Genomic DNA, 14906 nt, shown 5'->3' on the forward strand with positions numbered 1-14906 from the left:
GACAAACCGCTTCAAAATTGTCGCGTTCGGATTCCCGTTTGACCACCCGTGTCAGCCCGAAGGAAACGATTCCGGAAAAGACCCGACGATCCAAAATCTTTCGGAATGCTCTATGCTGACAGGTGAAGCTTCACATCCCGACATCCCCGCCGGCCCAATCCCCATGCCGTCCGCCGTTCCACCCCAGAGACCTTCCGACACGCACCGGACCGACACGCGCGCCGCCCAAACCGACGACGCCGGGGACGTCTCTGGCAGTTTGTCCGCTCCGGGGTTTTTTGACGCCAGCGACGAGGCGATCGACGACCTGTCCAAACCCGACGGCAAACGCGGTGCGGAGCACGTGACCCAAGGCCAACTGTTTGAGACCGAACCCCCGCCCTGGGAATTGACCGTCGAGGAAGACGTGGCGGTGGCCAGTGTCGTCTTCCGGGATGCCCCCTACGGCCCCTACGACTACCGGATCCCCGCGGAACTGCGGGACCGTTTGCACCCCGGAATGCGGGTCCACGTGCCGCTGGGCCGACGAAAACGGCCGACGGTCGGTTGGTGTATCGAAACCAAAATGGGCAACGAGACCGGAAAGACGCTCAGCGACGTCGCCGAAGTGCTCGACGACGCACCGCTGTGCGATCGGCCGTTGGTGCGATTGGTGACCTGGATGAGCCACTACTATCAGTCACCGGCGGGGCAGGTCTTTGACGCATTGATCCCCTCCAGCGTTCGCGCCAGCGCGGGGACGCGCGAGCGGACCTACCTGTCGCCCTCCCCCGCCAGTGCCGACGAATCGGTCGTCGACGCCTTGCCTGCCAAACAACAGCGCGCGTTGCGGCTGTTGATCGCCGCGGGGAAACCGATGACCTCTTCGCAATTGATGGTCCACGCCGAATGCACCGCCGGGCCGATCAATGCGCTGCGCAAGAAAGGGCTGCTCAGCGAAGACACGCGCCGCGAGATGGCGACGTCGATGCCGACCCGCTGGCAGACGAGCGACGGAGAAAAAACGGAATCGCATGAACTGACCGACGACCAATCCGACGCGCTCGGGCGGATCACCGCGGCCCTCGATTCGGCCACCGCCAAGACCCTGCTGTTGCACGGCGTGACCGGCAGCGGAAAAACGGAGGTCTACATCCGCGCGATCGAACACGTGGTCAAATTCGGCCGCGCGGCGATCGTGCTGGTGCCAGAAATCAGCCTGACGCCGCAAACGCGGGGACGCTTCGAACGACGTTTCGCTTCGGTCGCCGTGCTGCACAGCCAAATGACGCCGGCCGAGCGTCATTTCCAGTGGCAACGCATTCGTCGCGGCGAAGTTCAAGTCGTGGTCGGCCCCCGCAGTGCCGTCTTCGCTCCGCTGCCGCGTCTGGGCCTGATTATCTTGGACGAAGAACACGACGGGTCCTTCAAACAGGACAGCCAACCGCGTTACCACGCACGCAAAGTGGCTTACGCCCGCGCCCAATCGTTACAAATCCCGCTGTTGCTCGGCAGTGCAACGCCCTCGTTGGAATCGTGGTACGCGACCCAGTCCGGTCACGCCGAACTGATCTCCATGCCGTCCCGCGTGGGCAATCGCCCCATGCCGGACGTCCAACTGGTCGACCTGCGGATCAAGGACGAACGTTCCCGGGGCGGCGCGATCAGCCGGCAATTGCATCTGGCCGTCACCGAAACCCTGCGTGAAAAAGGGCAGGTCATCCTGCTGCTCAATCGCCGCGGATTTGCGACGACGATTCAGTGCCCGTCTTGCGGACACGTCGTCGCCTGCCCCGATTGCGAAATGCCGCTGACCCATCACCGCGATGGCGGCAAAGCCGTCTGCCACTACTGCGATTACACGATCGCCACACCGCCCTGGTGCCCGGAGTGTCGGTTTGACGGAATCCGATACGGCGGGCTGGGTACGCAAAAACTGGAAGTCGAAGTCAAGGCTCGGTTCCCCGAGGCGCGCGTCGCACGCATGGATAGCGACACGATGCGCCGTCCGGGCAGCCACCAAAAAGTCCTCTCCGCATTTCGCAGCGGCGAATTGGATCTGTTGCTCGGCACCCAGATGATCGCCAAGGGCTTGGACTTTCCCAACGTCCTGTTGGTCGGTGTGATCAACGCCGACGCCGCGTTGCACTTTCCCGATTTCCGCGCCGGCGAACGCACCTTTCAATTGGTGACCCAGGTCGCCGGTCGAACCGGACGCGGCAACCGCGGCGGACGCGTGATCGTGCAAACCTTTTCACCCGAGCACATGGCCATTCAAGCCGCCTCGCGTCACGATTACCTGCAATTCGCCCAAGCCGAAATCGCCAACCGGCGGAAATTCAATTACCCGCCGCTGGGAAGCGTCGCCCGGATCATCATCCGCGGCGCCGTCGAAGACGTCACCGAAGCCACCGCCAACTCCTTGATGCTGCGTCTGGAATCGGCGCGCGAACGGCTCGGCGCAGAAGTCCGCTTGCTCGGGCCGGCGCCCCCACCGATCGCCAAACTCCGCGGCAAGTATCGCTTTCACCTGCTGTTGCAATCACTCGACCCGTTGCAACTGGGCGCGACGATTCGGATGGCGACCAAGACCTTCAAGATCCCCGAGAAAGATGACGTGCAATACATGATCGACATCGACCCGATGGACATGCTGTAGCCGATCGTCTGCTTGGCCTTCGACTACTTGGCCTTCTTCTTCCGCGCGGCCAACTTCTTCATCTTCTTCACCTCGTCCTTGCCGACGACCCAGCCGCGACAATCCCGCGATCCACATTGGCAGCGGGGAATCCAATGCTGGGCTTCCCACTGGTAATCGAAACAGATCTCGGTTCCCGGCTCGATGTTGCACCGGGCGATCAGCCCGTTGGTCGTGTCGGTGACCTGCACCAAGTCACAATTGGGGCTACAGGAGTGATTGATAAACGCTCCGGGGATGGTCGGTTCCAAATACCAATCGTCCTCCAAGTGCATGGCGTAGGTTGAACCGTCATATTCATTTGCCGGAATCAATTGCCCCTTGATTTCGATGACCAGCTCGCCGGGAAGAAACTGGCGTGATGCGAACACGCCACATCCCAGTTTTCCGCCGTGATCATAGACGTACACGTCACGGTCTTCGTATTGGCGATACCCGTAGTCCTGATCAACAGCGGATTGAAGTTTCTTACGTCGCTTCTTTGACAGTTCCATCTTTCTTCCAAATCAAACCAAACAATCTTGAAAACCACGCAACTGGACTGCGTCGCAACCTTCTCCGTTGCGACAAGATACCGATTTGCTCGCCGCGTGGTGAGTCGTAAAACACGACGCCGCAGTGAAAAACCTTGCCGGCCGATGTTAGACCCGCACAACGATCGAGTAGTCCCCTGTGTCGACCGCGACTGGCCATCGCATTGGCAATCAGAACGAACCATTGCGAGAACGTGGCAAAACAATTTGAGGCTGCTTATGCTGGGTTTGCGAACGCAATCGTCGAAGCCGAGTTGAGCGAACAAGCCTGATCGCTGGTCGCACCGGACACAGAAACTTAATTCTTGCCCGCCGAGACGCTCTCCAACCGGGTCAACCTCGCTACAATCCTGTCTGTTGTCAACATTCGTCCTCGGCGAAGGTCCTGGAGATGCTCGATTCGGAATTCGAATTCACCCAATCCGAGACATTCGGATTGACCGATGTCGGAAAGAAACGCACTGTCAATCAGGACCAGTTCTTGATCGCAGAGTTGAGCAAATCGATGCTCGTCTCCGCGTCGAGTCTGGCGGAGATTGATGTCGGTCGTTTTTTTGGCGGCATCCAAGGCCAGGTGTTGCTGGTCGCCGACGGGATGGGGGGGCACGCGGCCGGTGAAAAAGCCAGTAGCATCGTGCTGCAACACTTGATCGGTCGATTGCTGAACAGCGTCCACTGGTTCTTCCAGTCCGATACCGGGTCGGAAGAAGAGTTCGTCAATGGCTTGAGGAATCTGCTGCGTGACGCGCACAGCCGCGTCCTCGCGGAATCTCGCGAAAATCAAGCGGCGGCCGGGATGGGGACCACGCTGACGATGGCCTACATCCACTGGCCCGCGATGTACGTCGTGCACGCCGGCGACAGTCGCTGTTACCTGATTCGTGACGGTGTCGCTCGGCAAATCACCACCGACCACACGCTGGCGCGACAAATGGTCGAGGCCGGCGGAATGAAGCCCGAAGACGAAGCGACCAGCCGCTGGAGTAACATCCTTTGGAACGTCGTCGGAGGCCACGCCCAACGAAGTCTGTTGGCCGAAGTGCATCGCGTCGATTTATGCGAAAACGATTCGATCGTGCTCTGCAGTGACGGCTTGTATCGCTACGTGGACGGCGATCAAATCTCTTCCCTGCTCACCGAGCAACCGAACGCCTCCCTCCTGTGCAAACAACTGGTGGAGCTTGCCAACGACCGTGGCGGCGAAGACAACATCACCGTGGTGGTTTCCCATCCGACACCCAAAAAACGGTTGGCCGCCAACGGATCGGTGATCACAGGCGACGCCACCCAGAAAAAGACGATGCCCGTCGTCGAGAACGACCAGGACAGCTAAGGATCAGTCAACTGCCTTCCGTTTTGCCTTCCCCCCGTCGGATTTCATGGCAGGGCCCCGTCTGTGGAATCGCCTCCGCCGTCCTCTACACGCTGACCAATATCGCGCTGCGGAATTGTGTCGACGTCGATGCCTACCTCGTCTCCGCCGTCAAAGCCGCGCCGACGGTGTTCGTCTTGGGACCGCTGGTCGGATGGCTGTCGATTCGCCCCACGTCGAACCGCGCGTTGTCCAACGGCACCTCGGCCAACGGCACCTCGGCCAACCGCCCGTCACCTGCCACCCTTTCCCGATCCGCCTTGCGTCGGTTGCCCCAGTTCATCCTGGCCTCCTTCCTGGCACAGTTCTTTGGCAACGCCGCGTTCCAAAAGGCGCTCGAGCGGATCGGGTTGGCCGCATCGGTCCCCATCACGCTCGGCGTACTGATCGTCGGCGGGGCGATCCTCGGGGCGGTCCTGTTGAAAGAACCGGTCGGCCGACGAAAAGTGATCGCCATGATCACCTTGATCGTCGCCGTCGTGGTGCTGTCCCTGCCTGATCGCCCCGTTCACGAACCGCTCAGCCTACCGCTCAGCGACTCCCTCAGCGACTCCCTCAGCGCGAACGCTGAAACGATCGCCGCGGGCGAGCCAGCCCTACCCGAGCCAGCCCTGCCCGAGCCAGCCCTGCCCGAGCCAGCCCTGCCCGAGCCGATCGATCTGGTCGTCGGTTCGCTCTGGGCGGCGGTTTCTGGATTGGCCTACGCGTTCTTCGGCGTCACGATGCGGCAGACGCTGCAGACCGGAATCCCGGCCCGAAATCTGATGCTGATCAGCGGGGTCACCGGCAGCGTGGCGCTGTGGGGGTTCTGTTTTGCAACCCTGGGCCACGCGGTCATCCTGTCGACCAGCCCGTCACAATGGACGCTGATGGTCACCGCGGGGTGCTTGAACTTCTCCGCCTTTGTCGCCATCACCACGGCGCTTCGCCTGCTGCCGGTCGTTGCGGTGAACCTGATCAATGCGTCTCAGGTTGCCATGGCGGGCGTGGCCGGCGTGATCCTTTTCGATGAACCGATCACGACCCGACTTGCCGTCGGCATCGCCCTGACCTTTGTCGGCCTGATCATCCTGGCCCGCCGCACGCGGGCCCCAATCGTGATCACCGATTAGCCACAAAAAAATGGCAATCCGCAGTACCTTGGTCGGCCCGAACGGTTTAAGAGTCAGATCGCTCACTGCACATCCGTTTCGATCGGCAGGCCACAACACCCTCCTGATTGCGGATCGCCGTCGTGAACGCCCTCTCCCACCTCCCCTTTCTTTTTGAATTCCCCACGAAAGAGTTTGCGATGAAGAAATCTGCGCTGAAGAAAACACTGCTCGGTCTGGCTTGCGTCCTCGTCTTGAGCACCGCCGCGATCGCCGAGGATGCACCTGAAAAGAAGCGAAAGAACAACACCGCTGCCCGCAAAGCACCGGCCGCCAATGTTTTGAATCAACTCAAAGACGTCGGCCTGACCGACGAGCAAAAGACCGAAATTCAAGCGATGGCCAAGAAAACCGCCGCTGAAACGCAGGCCGCACTCAAAGAAGCCGGCATCACTCCGGAAATCATGAAAAAACGTGTCGCGGCGCAAAAAGAGCTCAGAGAGAGTGGCAAGAAACCGGCCGAAATCTCCGCGGCGATCAACGAGAAACTCGGCCTGACGAAGGACCAAATTGCCGGGTTGAAAAAGTCCAACGCCATGCGTGCTTCACTGCTCAAAAACGCCGTCGCCCTGCTGACCGAGGACCAAAAAGCGAAACTGCCCGAGCGTCTGGTCAAAATGACGAGCCGCGGCGACGACGCCAAAGGAAAGGGCAAAGGCAAAGGGAAGAAAAAGAAGGCCGAAGACAACTAACCCGCCAGCGGTACAGCACGGTCCCGGCCCCACTGGGCTGACCCTGCTCGGCTGACCCTGCCCGGCTGCTCGGCCGAACCTGATTCACCGCTGCGACGGCGGCCCTGCCACACAGGGCCGCCGTTTCGTTTTGCCGTCGTGGCTGTTTTACGTCGAGACCCGTTCACCGCCCCGGCAGACGTTCAAGCGAGCTGTACCGGTTATGCCGTCGCCGAATCGATAGGCAAAGAGTGGTGCGTGGGTATGCCGATGAGATTGCTGCGAGCGAACGGTTTGTCGTTCCGGAGAATCAACGGCCTGTTGATTGAATCGATGTTGCCAAATCAACACGATCACGCCAGCCCCAACGCGTAAGCGAGGTGCGCCGCGTGGCCCCTTGCTGACGCATGCGGGCTTGCATTTTACAGGCCGTCATGGAACCGGTGTCCCGAACGATTGCGAGCCTTGAATCAAACCCCCCCGCGGTCGGAAACGCACCGCCAACCGTCATTTGCAATCTCCCCAACCGGCGGAAGGAACTGCCTTATCATGCGATGCACTAGCTTTTATGGACGTTTGCTGATCGTTGCTGCCCTGATGTCGGTCACCACGACATCGGTCAGCGCGAAATGGAACGATCACTGGAACAGTTTTTGGCACAAGGTCGGTGTCGGCTACGAACGCAACAATGCGTGGCCCGATCCCTTCAACGAAATGGATGCCATGGCGGTGATCACCCCGTTCGAAGCGATGAAGCAGAACGGTTGGATCTTGCACAATACGATCGGACCGCATCAATTCCGCGATGGAGACGGTGCGTTGAAGACTTCGGGGCAAGAGACCGTGGCCTGGATCGCCCGCCAAGCTCCCGCCTCACGCCGCCAAGTCTATATCGTGCGTGCGGCGACGCCCGAAGAAACCGAAGCACGGGTAGCGTCGGTGCGTGAAATCCTGTCGCAGTTCCAGGGCGCGGGCCCGCTGCCGACGGTCGCCGTCACCGACCGCGTGCCCCCGACCGCCTCGGGTGCCTGGGCGACGAAAGTCAACCGCGCCTGGTTGGAAGAACTCGCTCCGCCGAAACTGCCCTCCAGCAGCGCCGCAGGCACCTCTGCCGTCACCCAACAGTAGGCAGCACCTGGCAGTCGCACGAGACTCGCTGTTGGGCAGCCACTGCCAGCCGAGTTGACTGCAAATCGACACCAAAAGGCGGTTTCCCCTCGCGGGAAACCGCCTTTTTTCGTCGAATCGGGCTTGGAAGGCGGACCGAATTGAAGTCAGTTTGAGATTCGGTCGATCCCTACAATCGGTGCCATCGGACTCGCGTGGACACCGCCGCCGCTTCGCCCTACTCGTTGACTCCAGTGTCACGGGAGAAACTCAGACGTGACTGAACAAACCAAAACGTTTCGAAATCGACGACGTCATCAACTTTCCTCGGCGCTCGCCGCTTCACTGGTGATCGGCTGTATCGGGACGACAACCGGGTGCTCCAGCTCCCTCGGCCCCCGAGTCGCATCCTTGAACCCGTTTTCGAGCACTCCGGCCAGTCCCAGCGTCGAAGAGAGTGGATCGAGCTGGCTCAGCGGCCCGAAGAACGTCGGCACCTCACTTGCCAGCGGTGCCAAAGGCGCCGCCTCAAAATCGCGCACAACAGTCGCAAGTTGGTTCGGACGCAGCGACAAGTCCGATCGCGATGTCACCGAAGGGGACGCCACCGACCCGACGAGTCTGACGCACAAAGCCGTAGTGACTCCGGAAGTCTTTGTCGCCAACGGACGGCTGTGGGAATCGACCGGCAATTACGAGAAAGCCATGGAAAGCTATGCCAAGGCGCTCGAAAAACGCCCCAACGACGCAGCCGCGTTGGCCAACATCGCGCGGCTACATTTCCGTCAAGAAAACCACCAAAAGGCCGCCGAGTACTTCGGCAAGGCGATCGAACAGAACGCCAACGACGCCGGTCTGTACAACGATCTGGGACTAACGCTCAGCAAACTCGGCAACCACAGCGCGGCGGCAGCCACCATCGAACAGGCACTGCGGCTCTCGCCCGGCTCCTCGCGATACGCCAACAATCTGGCGAGTGTGAAATTCCAAGCCGGCGATCCCGCGGGTGCCCTGGAAGTCCTCGTCCAAAACAACAAGCCCGCCGTGGCCCACTTCAACATGGCCTACCTGCATTACAAGCATGGCCAGAAAGCCGAATCGACACGGCACCTCAACCAGGCACTCGCTTACGAGCCCCAAGCCGCATCCGACGCGGCCACCAAACGCGCCGTCGAACGATCTCGCGAACTGCTGGCCCAGATCGGAACCGTTCCCGGGGTCACCCCCGGAGTCGCGATGGCCACTGCGGCTCAACCAGCCGCCCAACCGGCCGCAAACACGCCCGCGGACACCGCGGTCCAACAGGCGGCTCAAGGCTTCACGCCCGGGACCGAAATCCCCGGTTTCCAAAACGCCGTCCGACCCGCTTCCACCGCCAATACCAACGTCAGTTTTGGGAACGCGTCGTACAAAACGCCCGCCCCCAACAACAACGTCAATCAGACGTCCGCCTCCGTCCCCGCACCGGCCACCACGCCGACGGCCGACGGCCAAGGTTCGTCCGAAAAATTCGCGCTGCCGCCGAACTTCGCGATGCCCCAGTGACGCGATGACAGCCTGACCTTTTGCGCGGCGTTCTCAATCTAAAACGTTGACGCACCACGGGGTCACTCCGCGGCCGGATCGCCGTATGCCACGGTGGTAGTGTCCGATTCGGGATCACGCTCGACTTGATCGAGGCGGTCGATCCCGAGAGAATGGGAGGGTGGCGAATGCTACCCGGCGATCCTCTCGATCGCCCCTCACCGGTCCCTGAAATCAAATCGGAGAACTCTTCCCGTGAATCGAACACTGATGTCTGTCGTCATTGCGTTGGTCTTGGCGGTTCCCCTGGCATCGCGGTCCGCTGGACAATCGCTCGTCGATTTTCGCGACGCCGTCCGCACGAGCGAGCCTGCGTTGCTGACCGTGATCGTCGACTCGGCCGACGCAATTCCCGATCCCGACGCCGCCGATGCCGTGGCCGAAGCCGCGCCGCCGAGGGGTCGGCGGATTGAGATCCTACGCCCCGACGGCCAGCCGCTGAATCGGTTTCGCGACGGTCAAGCAAGAGGGTGGGTCAACGCCCGACCCGGCAAGACCACCAGTGCGGCCTTCGCCATCGGTGACTCCATCGTCGTGGCCTTCGTCGGCGCCCCGGTGAAATCGGTGACCGTCCAAAACGCCAACGGTGATGAAGCCGAAGGCCAGGTGGTAGCGCTGGACTACGTCACCGGACTGGCTGCGATCAGAACCGAACTGGCACCCGAGTCCGGATTGATCGTCAGCGCCGCCGAAACCGAACCGGGGATGCCGGTCCTGGCCGCTTGGATCGCCGACCGAGGCTTGGTGACCGATTCCGGCATGGTTTCAACACGCCCCGTGGCGACCGGGTCGGGCGTGGGGACGACAGCGACCATTGATTTCGGAACGGGCCGACAAATGACCGGCGCTCCCGTGCTCGATGCGACCGGCATCGTCGTCGGTGTGCTCGTGCCCAGCAGAAACGGCGGTCTGGTTTGCGCCCGTTCTACACATGTGCTCAGGCTGGTCGAAGCGGCAAACGCCCCCACCCCACACGATCTGAAACGCGGCCTGATCGGCATCCAATTCCAAGGCAGCGGTCCGCTCGTGCAGCAAGTCAGTCCGGGCTCTGCCGCCGAACAAGCCGGTATCGAAGCAGGCGACTTGATCCAACAGATCGACGCGTCGGCAATCCGCGACGCCGCCGAGGTCGTCGCCGCCGTTGCCGACGCACGCGCCGGCGAGACACTGCAAATCGTCGTCCTTCGCGGCGATCAAACGATGACGCTGCCGGTCACGCTGACCGAACACCCCGACCAGCGGATCGCCCAAAACATCCCTGACGGCGGCACATTCCCGCCGCAACAGGCCTTTGAACTCCGAGACGGACAACTGTTCCCGTTGGACGTTGCACCTGGCGCCCCTCCGCTCCCACCGGCGATGCGACGATTCAACATGGACGAACTGTTCCGAGAATTCCAAGCGCCCGACGGCCCACTGTGGAGAATCCCACGGCAAGGGGAAGCGGAGGGGGATGGATTTCAATCAGAGCGCGGCGACGTCGAAGAAACGCTCAAAGAACTGCAACGTCAAATGGAACGGCTGAATCAAAGACTCGACCGGGAAAACAATTGAGCGGCGAAAGGTCAGCTTCCAGCCTCTGCCCGGGACAGGTAGCGTGTTGATCAGGGTGTTGAACGAATGGGGGTAAGAAGATTTTGGAGGTAGGAAAATGAAAAACCGGTCGGGTCCTACCCCCAAAATCTTCCTACCCCCAAAATCTTCCTACCCCCAAAATCTTCCTACCTCCAAAATCTTCCTACCTACCACGACAACGGCACTTTCAACCGTGTCATGGTTTCACCTCCAGCGACGCACAAACCAGTTCCTTGTCATTGCGGGCATAGATCATGCCATTGGCGATCGCCGGATGCGACCAAACCACGCCGCCGCGACGCCTCAGTTGTTGCAACGTCGGCGCGATCAATTGGGAACGTGATCGGATCTCGATCCCGTCGCGCGACAGTGTGGCGAACAGCAATTCGCCCTGATCATTCAGCATGATTTCGTCGTCACCATTACGAATCGTGTGCACGGTCGCCCAGCGATTGATCGGAACCACCGACCGATCTTCCCAGATCCGATCACCGGTTTTCAGATCCAAACAGCGAAACTCGCCATAACTATCAGCTCCGTAGATCGCGTCGCCCTTGATGATCGGACCAGAAATCATCGCGTGCAGGGCGTCGGTATTTTTTTCATCTTGGCCGATGCGATGCCAGAGTTTCGTCGCCTTCGGGGCATCGAGATCCAACTTGATCAGCATGGATCCGTCGTAGAACGACGACACGAATAGTCGATCGCCGCTGACGACCGGCGTGGGCACACCGATCGGCATGTTGCGTGGTTTCATTTCAATCGACCAAAACGTTTCACCGCTCCGCGGATCAAGCCCGCTGACACTCTCGCCGGTCCAACAGACGACGACATCCTGGTCGCCTTGGCGGATCATGATCGGCGCGCTGTAGCCGGCTTTCTCATCGAGTGCTTTCCAGCGTTGTTTTCCGCTGGCCAGATCAAACGCGACCACACACGCGCCGTCGCGTCCGCCGGTCACTTGGATGACCAGGTCCTCGAACACCAACGGCGCCGCCGTGATGCCCCAATTCGGCATTCGGATCTGGTAGTCCTGCTCCAGATCACGGCTCCAAATGACGTCGCCGGTTCTGGCATCGAGACAATTCAGTCGCCCCATGCCGCCGACCGCGATCGCTTTCGAGCCGTGCACCGTCACTGCGGCCCGAGGCCCCGAGGCTTCGTAACCGATTTTGTAGCCGACCGGATCGCTGTGCTGCCAAATCAGTTTGCCGGTGGCGGCATCAAAACACAGCACCCGCTCACGAACCTGCGGCGCTTCTCCCTGGCGGTCGGTCAAGAAAACCGCACCGTCCCTGATCGTCGGCCCACTGTATCCCGGCCCGACCGGAACCGACCAACGCAGCGGCACTTGGCCGCCGGGCAATTGCCGCACCAGCGACGGGTCGTCAATCGTCGCATCACGTCCCACGCCGCGCCACTGCGGCCAGTCCTCGCCCGCGGCCGCCTGAGAGAGGATCACCCACGACAGCACGCAACACCAACCACCGGCCCATCGCTTCGATCTCGCCCAGCGCATCATCATCGTCAGTTCCTAAGGTCTATCAGTAAGTTTCGGACGCTGATGATTGTAGCAGTTTGAAGTTGGAGCGAGATGGGGAGACAAGGAGAGAGGGAGATGGCCGCGGATCGATCGAAAGTGAGGTCACTGGTTCAACTGTTCCTCGATCGTTTCGCTGGAAGCCCTTGTCCCCAGTGCGCCCCACAAACCGTACGGACTTGCGAATCCGACGGCATGCTGGTTGTTATTGTTGCGAAAATAGGGAACGGGCGCTCGCGAGTTCCCCGCTTCAATCGAATCGGTGATGAACACCACGGCGCCGTCGCCCATCAAGATGTGTGCCCCACCCTGGTGCCGGCTACTCGGTGGAATCGCCCCGTGTCCGCCGTGGTTGGCAATCAAACAGACTTCACTGTTGGGCGGCAAGATCGTGGCGATCGTCGAATACAACGGCCGCTGGTCGGCCCACCGGAATCCACGCATCGTCGAATTGCCGGTGTAGTTGACGCCGCTCGTCGCCCAAAACCTGGGACGGTCGGGATCGATCTGATTGTTGTCTTCACAGTACTTCGGGTTGTTCAACAGATTGTCCCGGCCGTTCCCGCGCGAACCGGTGGTCGAGATGTTGCGGTCGCCCAAATCGGTCGCCATTTCGCCGCCCATGACCGTGTTGGACAGGCCGTCCAAGACGTCGCGAAACTTGGTGCCTTTGCTGGGGACAAACATGCCGCGGCATGAACCCCGTACCTGACGCATGCGTCCGGTGTGGTCGCCATAGCGCCAGCGACCGGTGTTTCCTTGAAAAAAGTTTTGGCCGTACTGTGTCCGCCACATACTGTCGCCATAGCTGCACCCGTAGTTGGTGCGGCCCAGCGCCGGCAGGCCACGCCCGGGATCGCTCGGACAGCGAAAGCTGGGGATGTCGACATTCCAAGGCCGGTATTCAATGGCATAGGGTGCCGGGCCGAACGCCGGCCAATACAGCCCATTGGAATCCCGGTGTTGATTGGAAATCTGGTCCCAAACCGCTTGCTGTTCCATGAACGGTGTGATGCCGACCAAGAAACTCAGCAGATTCCGCGTGAACGCGACCGGCGGCAGCCCCGTCGTGCCGGTGACCGCCTCGGCGCAGCACGCGTTGTTGGATTCATTCGTCGGTCCCGTTCCGTTGATCGGCAACTGCTTGTAGGCCGAGTGATAGTTGTGCAGCGCGATCCCGATCTGCTTGAAATTGTTGCTGCAACTCATCCGCCGCGCGGCCTCGCGAGCCGCTTGAACCGCCGGCAAGAGCAAACCGACCAGAATACCAATGATCGCAATCACCACCAGTAATTCGACGAGCGTGAAACCGTCTCGCCTATGCGTTGAGCGTCGACCGTGCATGAGAACGTCCCTCGACAAAAGAATAGAAAAAAGGTATCGGTGACGAACCCCATCGCCACCGAACAATCGACATCACCTTCACTCTTCCTCCGCCGCGGCAGAATCCGCTTCCTCGGCCCCGTAGACTTCGTCTTTGTACGCTTGGATCTCGGCCTCGGTGCGAGGCTCCATGCTGGGCTCGGTGGAGCCGCCACAGCCGACGGGACAAACGAAAACGGTGCCGATAAACAAACAGAAAAAACTATCTCGAAACAATCGCATCGGTGCTTCCGCCAAGCTCGGTGAGAAGAGGTGAAGCGACCATTGTCAAGAGTCCGAGCGGCCCAAACAACATGCGAGCGGAACAATATTCCTAACACCGATTAGGCAGTGCCTAATGCACGCTGCGGATCACGATCTCGCGGAACGCTTTCTGATGTTCCGGTTCGCGACGGTGTCGCCGGCGAAGGATGACAATCTGTTCGGTGCCGAACAGATTGGAAAGATCGCGGGAACAAAGCTTCAGACGCCTACCGCCGTGCGGAATGGACTGGACGCCCCAGCGGGGGCTGATCGGTGCGATCGCCAGCCCGAACCCCAATTGGACAAACTGCATCGCCAGATTCTTGGTGCTGGTTTCACAAACGATCCGGCGTTGATCGAGCAACCCTGCATCGGCAAACACCTGATCCACCCGCGTCCGCGTGTTGGTGCCGACACTGGACATCACCAGCGGAAACCGCACCAAGGTTTTTGGGGTGATCCGTTTGTAGTCGAAAATCGGATGGCCTTCCGGAGCGACCAAGACGAAGGGAAACGAGGTGATCGGATCGGCGCACAACGTCGATGGAAACGAGGTCTCCAACTGCCCCGCGACGGCCAAATCAACTTCGCCACGTTCGAGCAGCTCTCGGGCCACGTTGGAGACCACGTCCACCAGGCTCAACTCAACATCGCCATGTTGCTCGTAGTACTGGCAGATCGGCTCGGGCAATTCATTGACCAGGATGTTGGCCGGCGAAGCCACCGACAACCGCCGCGGAATCGACTGGGACTGCAGATTGAATTCTTCCAACAGTCCATCAAAACCGTGCACCACCGGTTCGGCCAGTTCGACCAGCAATCGACCATGCTCGGTCAACGTGACTCTTTGGCGTTGGACTTCGATCAACGGCACGCCAAGCTCTTGTTCCAAGGCACGCACCTGCTGCCATACCGACGGCGTCGCCAGATCCAATGATTCGGCCGCCGCCGCGAAGCCCTTGCCGCGTGAGAGTTCAAGCATCGCCCGAAACTGGGCGATGCGAACTTGCTTGAAGTAACGGCGTTTGGAATTCATCGTGTGACCAACGCCACGACGATCGCACCAAAAT

12 protein-coding genes are annotated in these 14906 nt (G+C 60.5%); 7 read left to right on the top strand and 5 right to left on the bottom strand.

The genetic code is table 11. The annotated features are described in order from the left end of the window. Positions 1-163 precede the first annotated feature (163 nt). Positions 164-2638: a replication restart helicase PriA gene (priA, locus tag NZK35_RS19775; protein ID WP_259634253.1), complete on the top strand. Its 2475-nt coding sequence runs from the start codon at positions 164-166 to the stop codon at positions 2636-2638. A gap of 23 nt (positions 2639-2661) precedes the next feature. Here priA and NZK35_RS19780 read toward each other — a convergent pair whose 3' ends face one another. Then, the gene (locus NZK35_RS19780) at positions 2662-3171 is read right to left on the bottom strand and encodes an SET domain-containing protein (RefSeq protein ID WP_259634254.1); all 510 of its coding nucleotides are present in this window, start codon (positions 3169-3171) and stop codon (positions 2662-2664) included. A 430-nt stretch (positions 3172-3601) separates the two neighbouring features. Here NZK35_RS19780 and NZK35_RS19785 point away from each other — a divergent pair, with 430 nt between their 5' ends. The 6 genes from NZK35_RS19785 (at position 3602) to NZK35_RS34735 (ending at position 10649) form a co-directional block, all read left to right on the top strand. After that, positions 3602-4543, top strand: coding sequence for a PP2C family protein-serine/threonine phosphatase (locus NZK35_RS19785; protein ID WP_259634255.1), 942 nt, complete (start codon positions 3602-3604; stop codon positions 4541-4543). Between the two features lie 23 nt (positions 4544-4566). After that, positions 4567-5694 carry a DMT family transporter gene (locus NZK35_RS19790; protein WP_259634256.1) on the top strand — a complete coding sequence of 376 codons (1128 nt, stop codon included), beginning with the start codon at positions 4567-4569 and terminating at the stop codon, positions 5692-5694. Between the two features lie 179 nt (positions 5695-5873). After that, positions 5874-6425, top strand: coding sequence for a hypothetical protein (locus tag NZK35_RS19795; protein ID WP_259634257.1), 552 nt, complete (start codon positions 5874-5876; stop codon positions 6423-6425). Between the two features lie 528 nt (positions 6426-6953). Further along, a complete protein-coding gene (locus NZK35_RS19800; RefSeq protein WP_259634258.1) occupies positions 6954-7532 on the top strand; it encodes a hypothetical protein in 579 nt (192 codons plus the stop codon). Positions 7533-7787: 255 nt separating this feature from the next. Beyond that, entirely contained in the window at positions 7788-9056 is a 1269-nt protein-coding gene (locus tag NZK35_RS19805; RefSeq protein ID WP_259634259.1) for a tetratricopeptide repeat protein, read from the top strand. Between the two features lie 234 nt (positions 9057-9290). Next, positions 9291-10649, top strand: coding sequence for a S1C family serine protease (locus NZK35_RS34735; protein ID WP_259634260.1), 1359 nt, complete (start codon positions 9291-9293; stop codon positions 10647-10649). A gap of 217 nt (positions 10650-10866) precedes the next feature. On the opposite strand, the gene NZK35_RS19815 is transcribed toward NZK35_RS34735, so the two are convergent. The 4 genes from NZK35_RS19815 to NZK35_RS19830 form a co-directional block, all read right to left on the bottom strand. Then, the gene (locus NZK35_RS19815) at positions 10867-12195 is read right to left on the bottom strand and encodes a PQQ-binding-like beta-propeller repeat protein (protein ID WP_259634261.1); all 1329 of its coding nucleotides are present in this window, start codon (positions 12193-12195) and stop codon (positions 10867-10869) included. A 120-nt stretch (positions 12196-12315) separates the two neighbouring features. After that, positions 12316-13554 carry a DUF1559 domain-containing protein gene (locus NZK35_RS19820; protein ID WP_259634262.1) on the bottom strand — a complete coding sequence of 413 codons (1239 nt, stop codon included), beginning with the start codon at positions 13552-13554 and terminating at the stop codon, positions 12316-12318. Between the two features lie 78 nt (positions 13555-13632). After that, entirely contained in the window at positions 13633-13815 is a 183-nt protein-coding gene (locus NZK35_RS19825; RefSeq protein ID WP_259634263.1) for a hypothetical protein, read from the bottom strand. A 112-nt stretch (positions 13816-13927) separates the two neighbouring features. After that, positions 13928-14906, bottom strand: a 979-nt coding sequence (locus NZK35_RS19830; protein WP_259634264.1) for a LysR family transcriptional regulator, incomplete at its 5' end; no start/stop codon positions are given.

The sequence above is a fragment of the Stieleria sedimenti genome (assembly GCF_025060895.1).
Lineage (GTDB): Bacteria > Planctomycetota > Planctomycetia > Pirellulales > Pirellulaceae > Stieleria > Stieleria sedimenti.

Coding starts and splice junctions, on each gene's coding strand:
- priA (WP_259634253.1), top strand. CDS start 164: ATGCCGTCCGCCGTTCCACCCCAGAGACCTTCCGACACGCACCGGACC.
- NZK35_RS19780 (WP_259634254.1), bottom strand. CDS start 3,171: ATGGAACTGTCAAAGAAGCGACGTAAGAAACTTCAATCCGCTGTTGAT.
- NZK35_RS19785 (WP_259634255.1), top strand. CDS start 3,602: ATGCTCGATTCGGAATTCGAATTCACCCAATCCGAGACATTCGGATTG.
- NZK35_RS19795 (WP_259634257.1), top strand. CDS start 5,874: ATGAAGAAATCTGCGCTGAAGAAAACACTGCTCGGTCTGGCTTGCGTC.
- NZK35_RS19800 (WP_259634258.1), top strand. CDS start 6,954: ATGCGATGCACTAGCTTTTATGGACGTTTGCTGATCGTTGCTGCCCTG.
- NZK35_RS19815 (WP_259634261.1), bottom strand. CDS start 12,195: ATGATGATGCGCTGGGCGAGATCGAAGCGATGGGCCGGTGGTTGGTGT.
- NZK35_RS19820 (WP_259634262.1), bottom strand. CDS start 13,554: ATGCACGGTCGACGCTCAACGCATAGGCGAGACGGTTTCACGCTCGTC.
- NZK35_RS19825 (WP_259634263.1), bottom strand. CDS start 13,815: ATGCGATTGTTTCGAGATAGTTTTTTCTGTTTGTTTATCGGCACCGTT.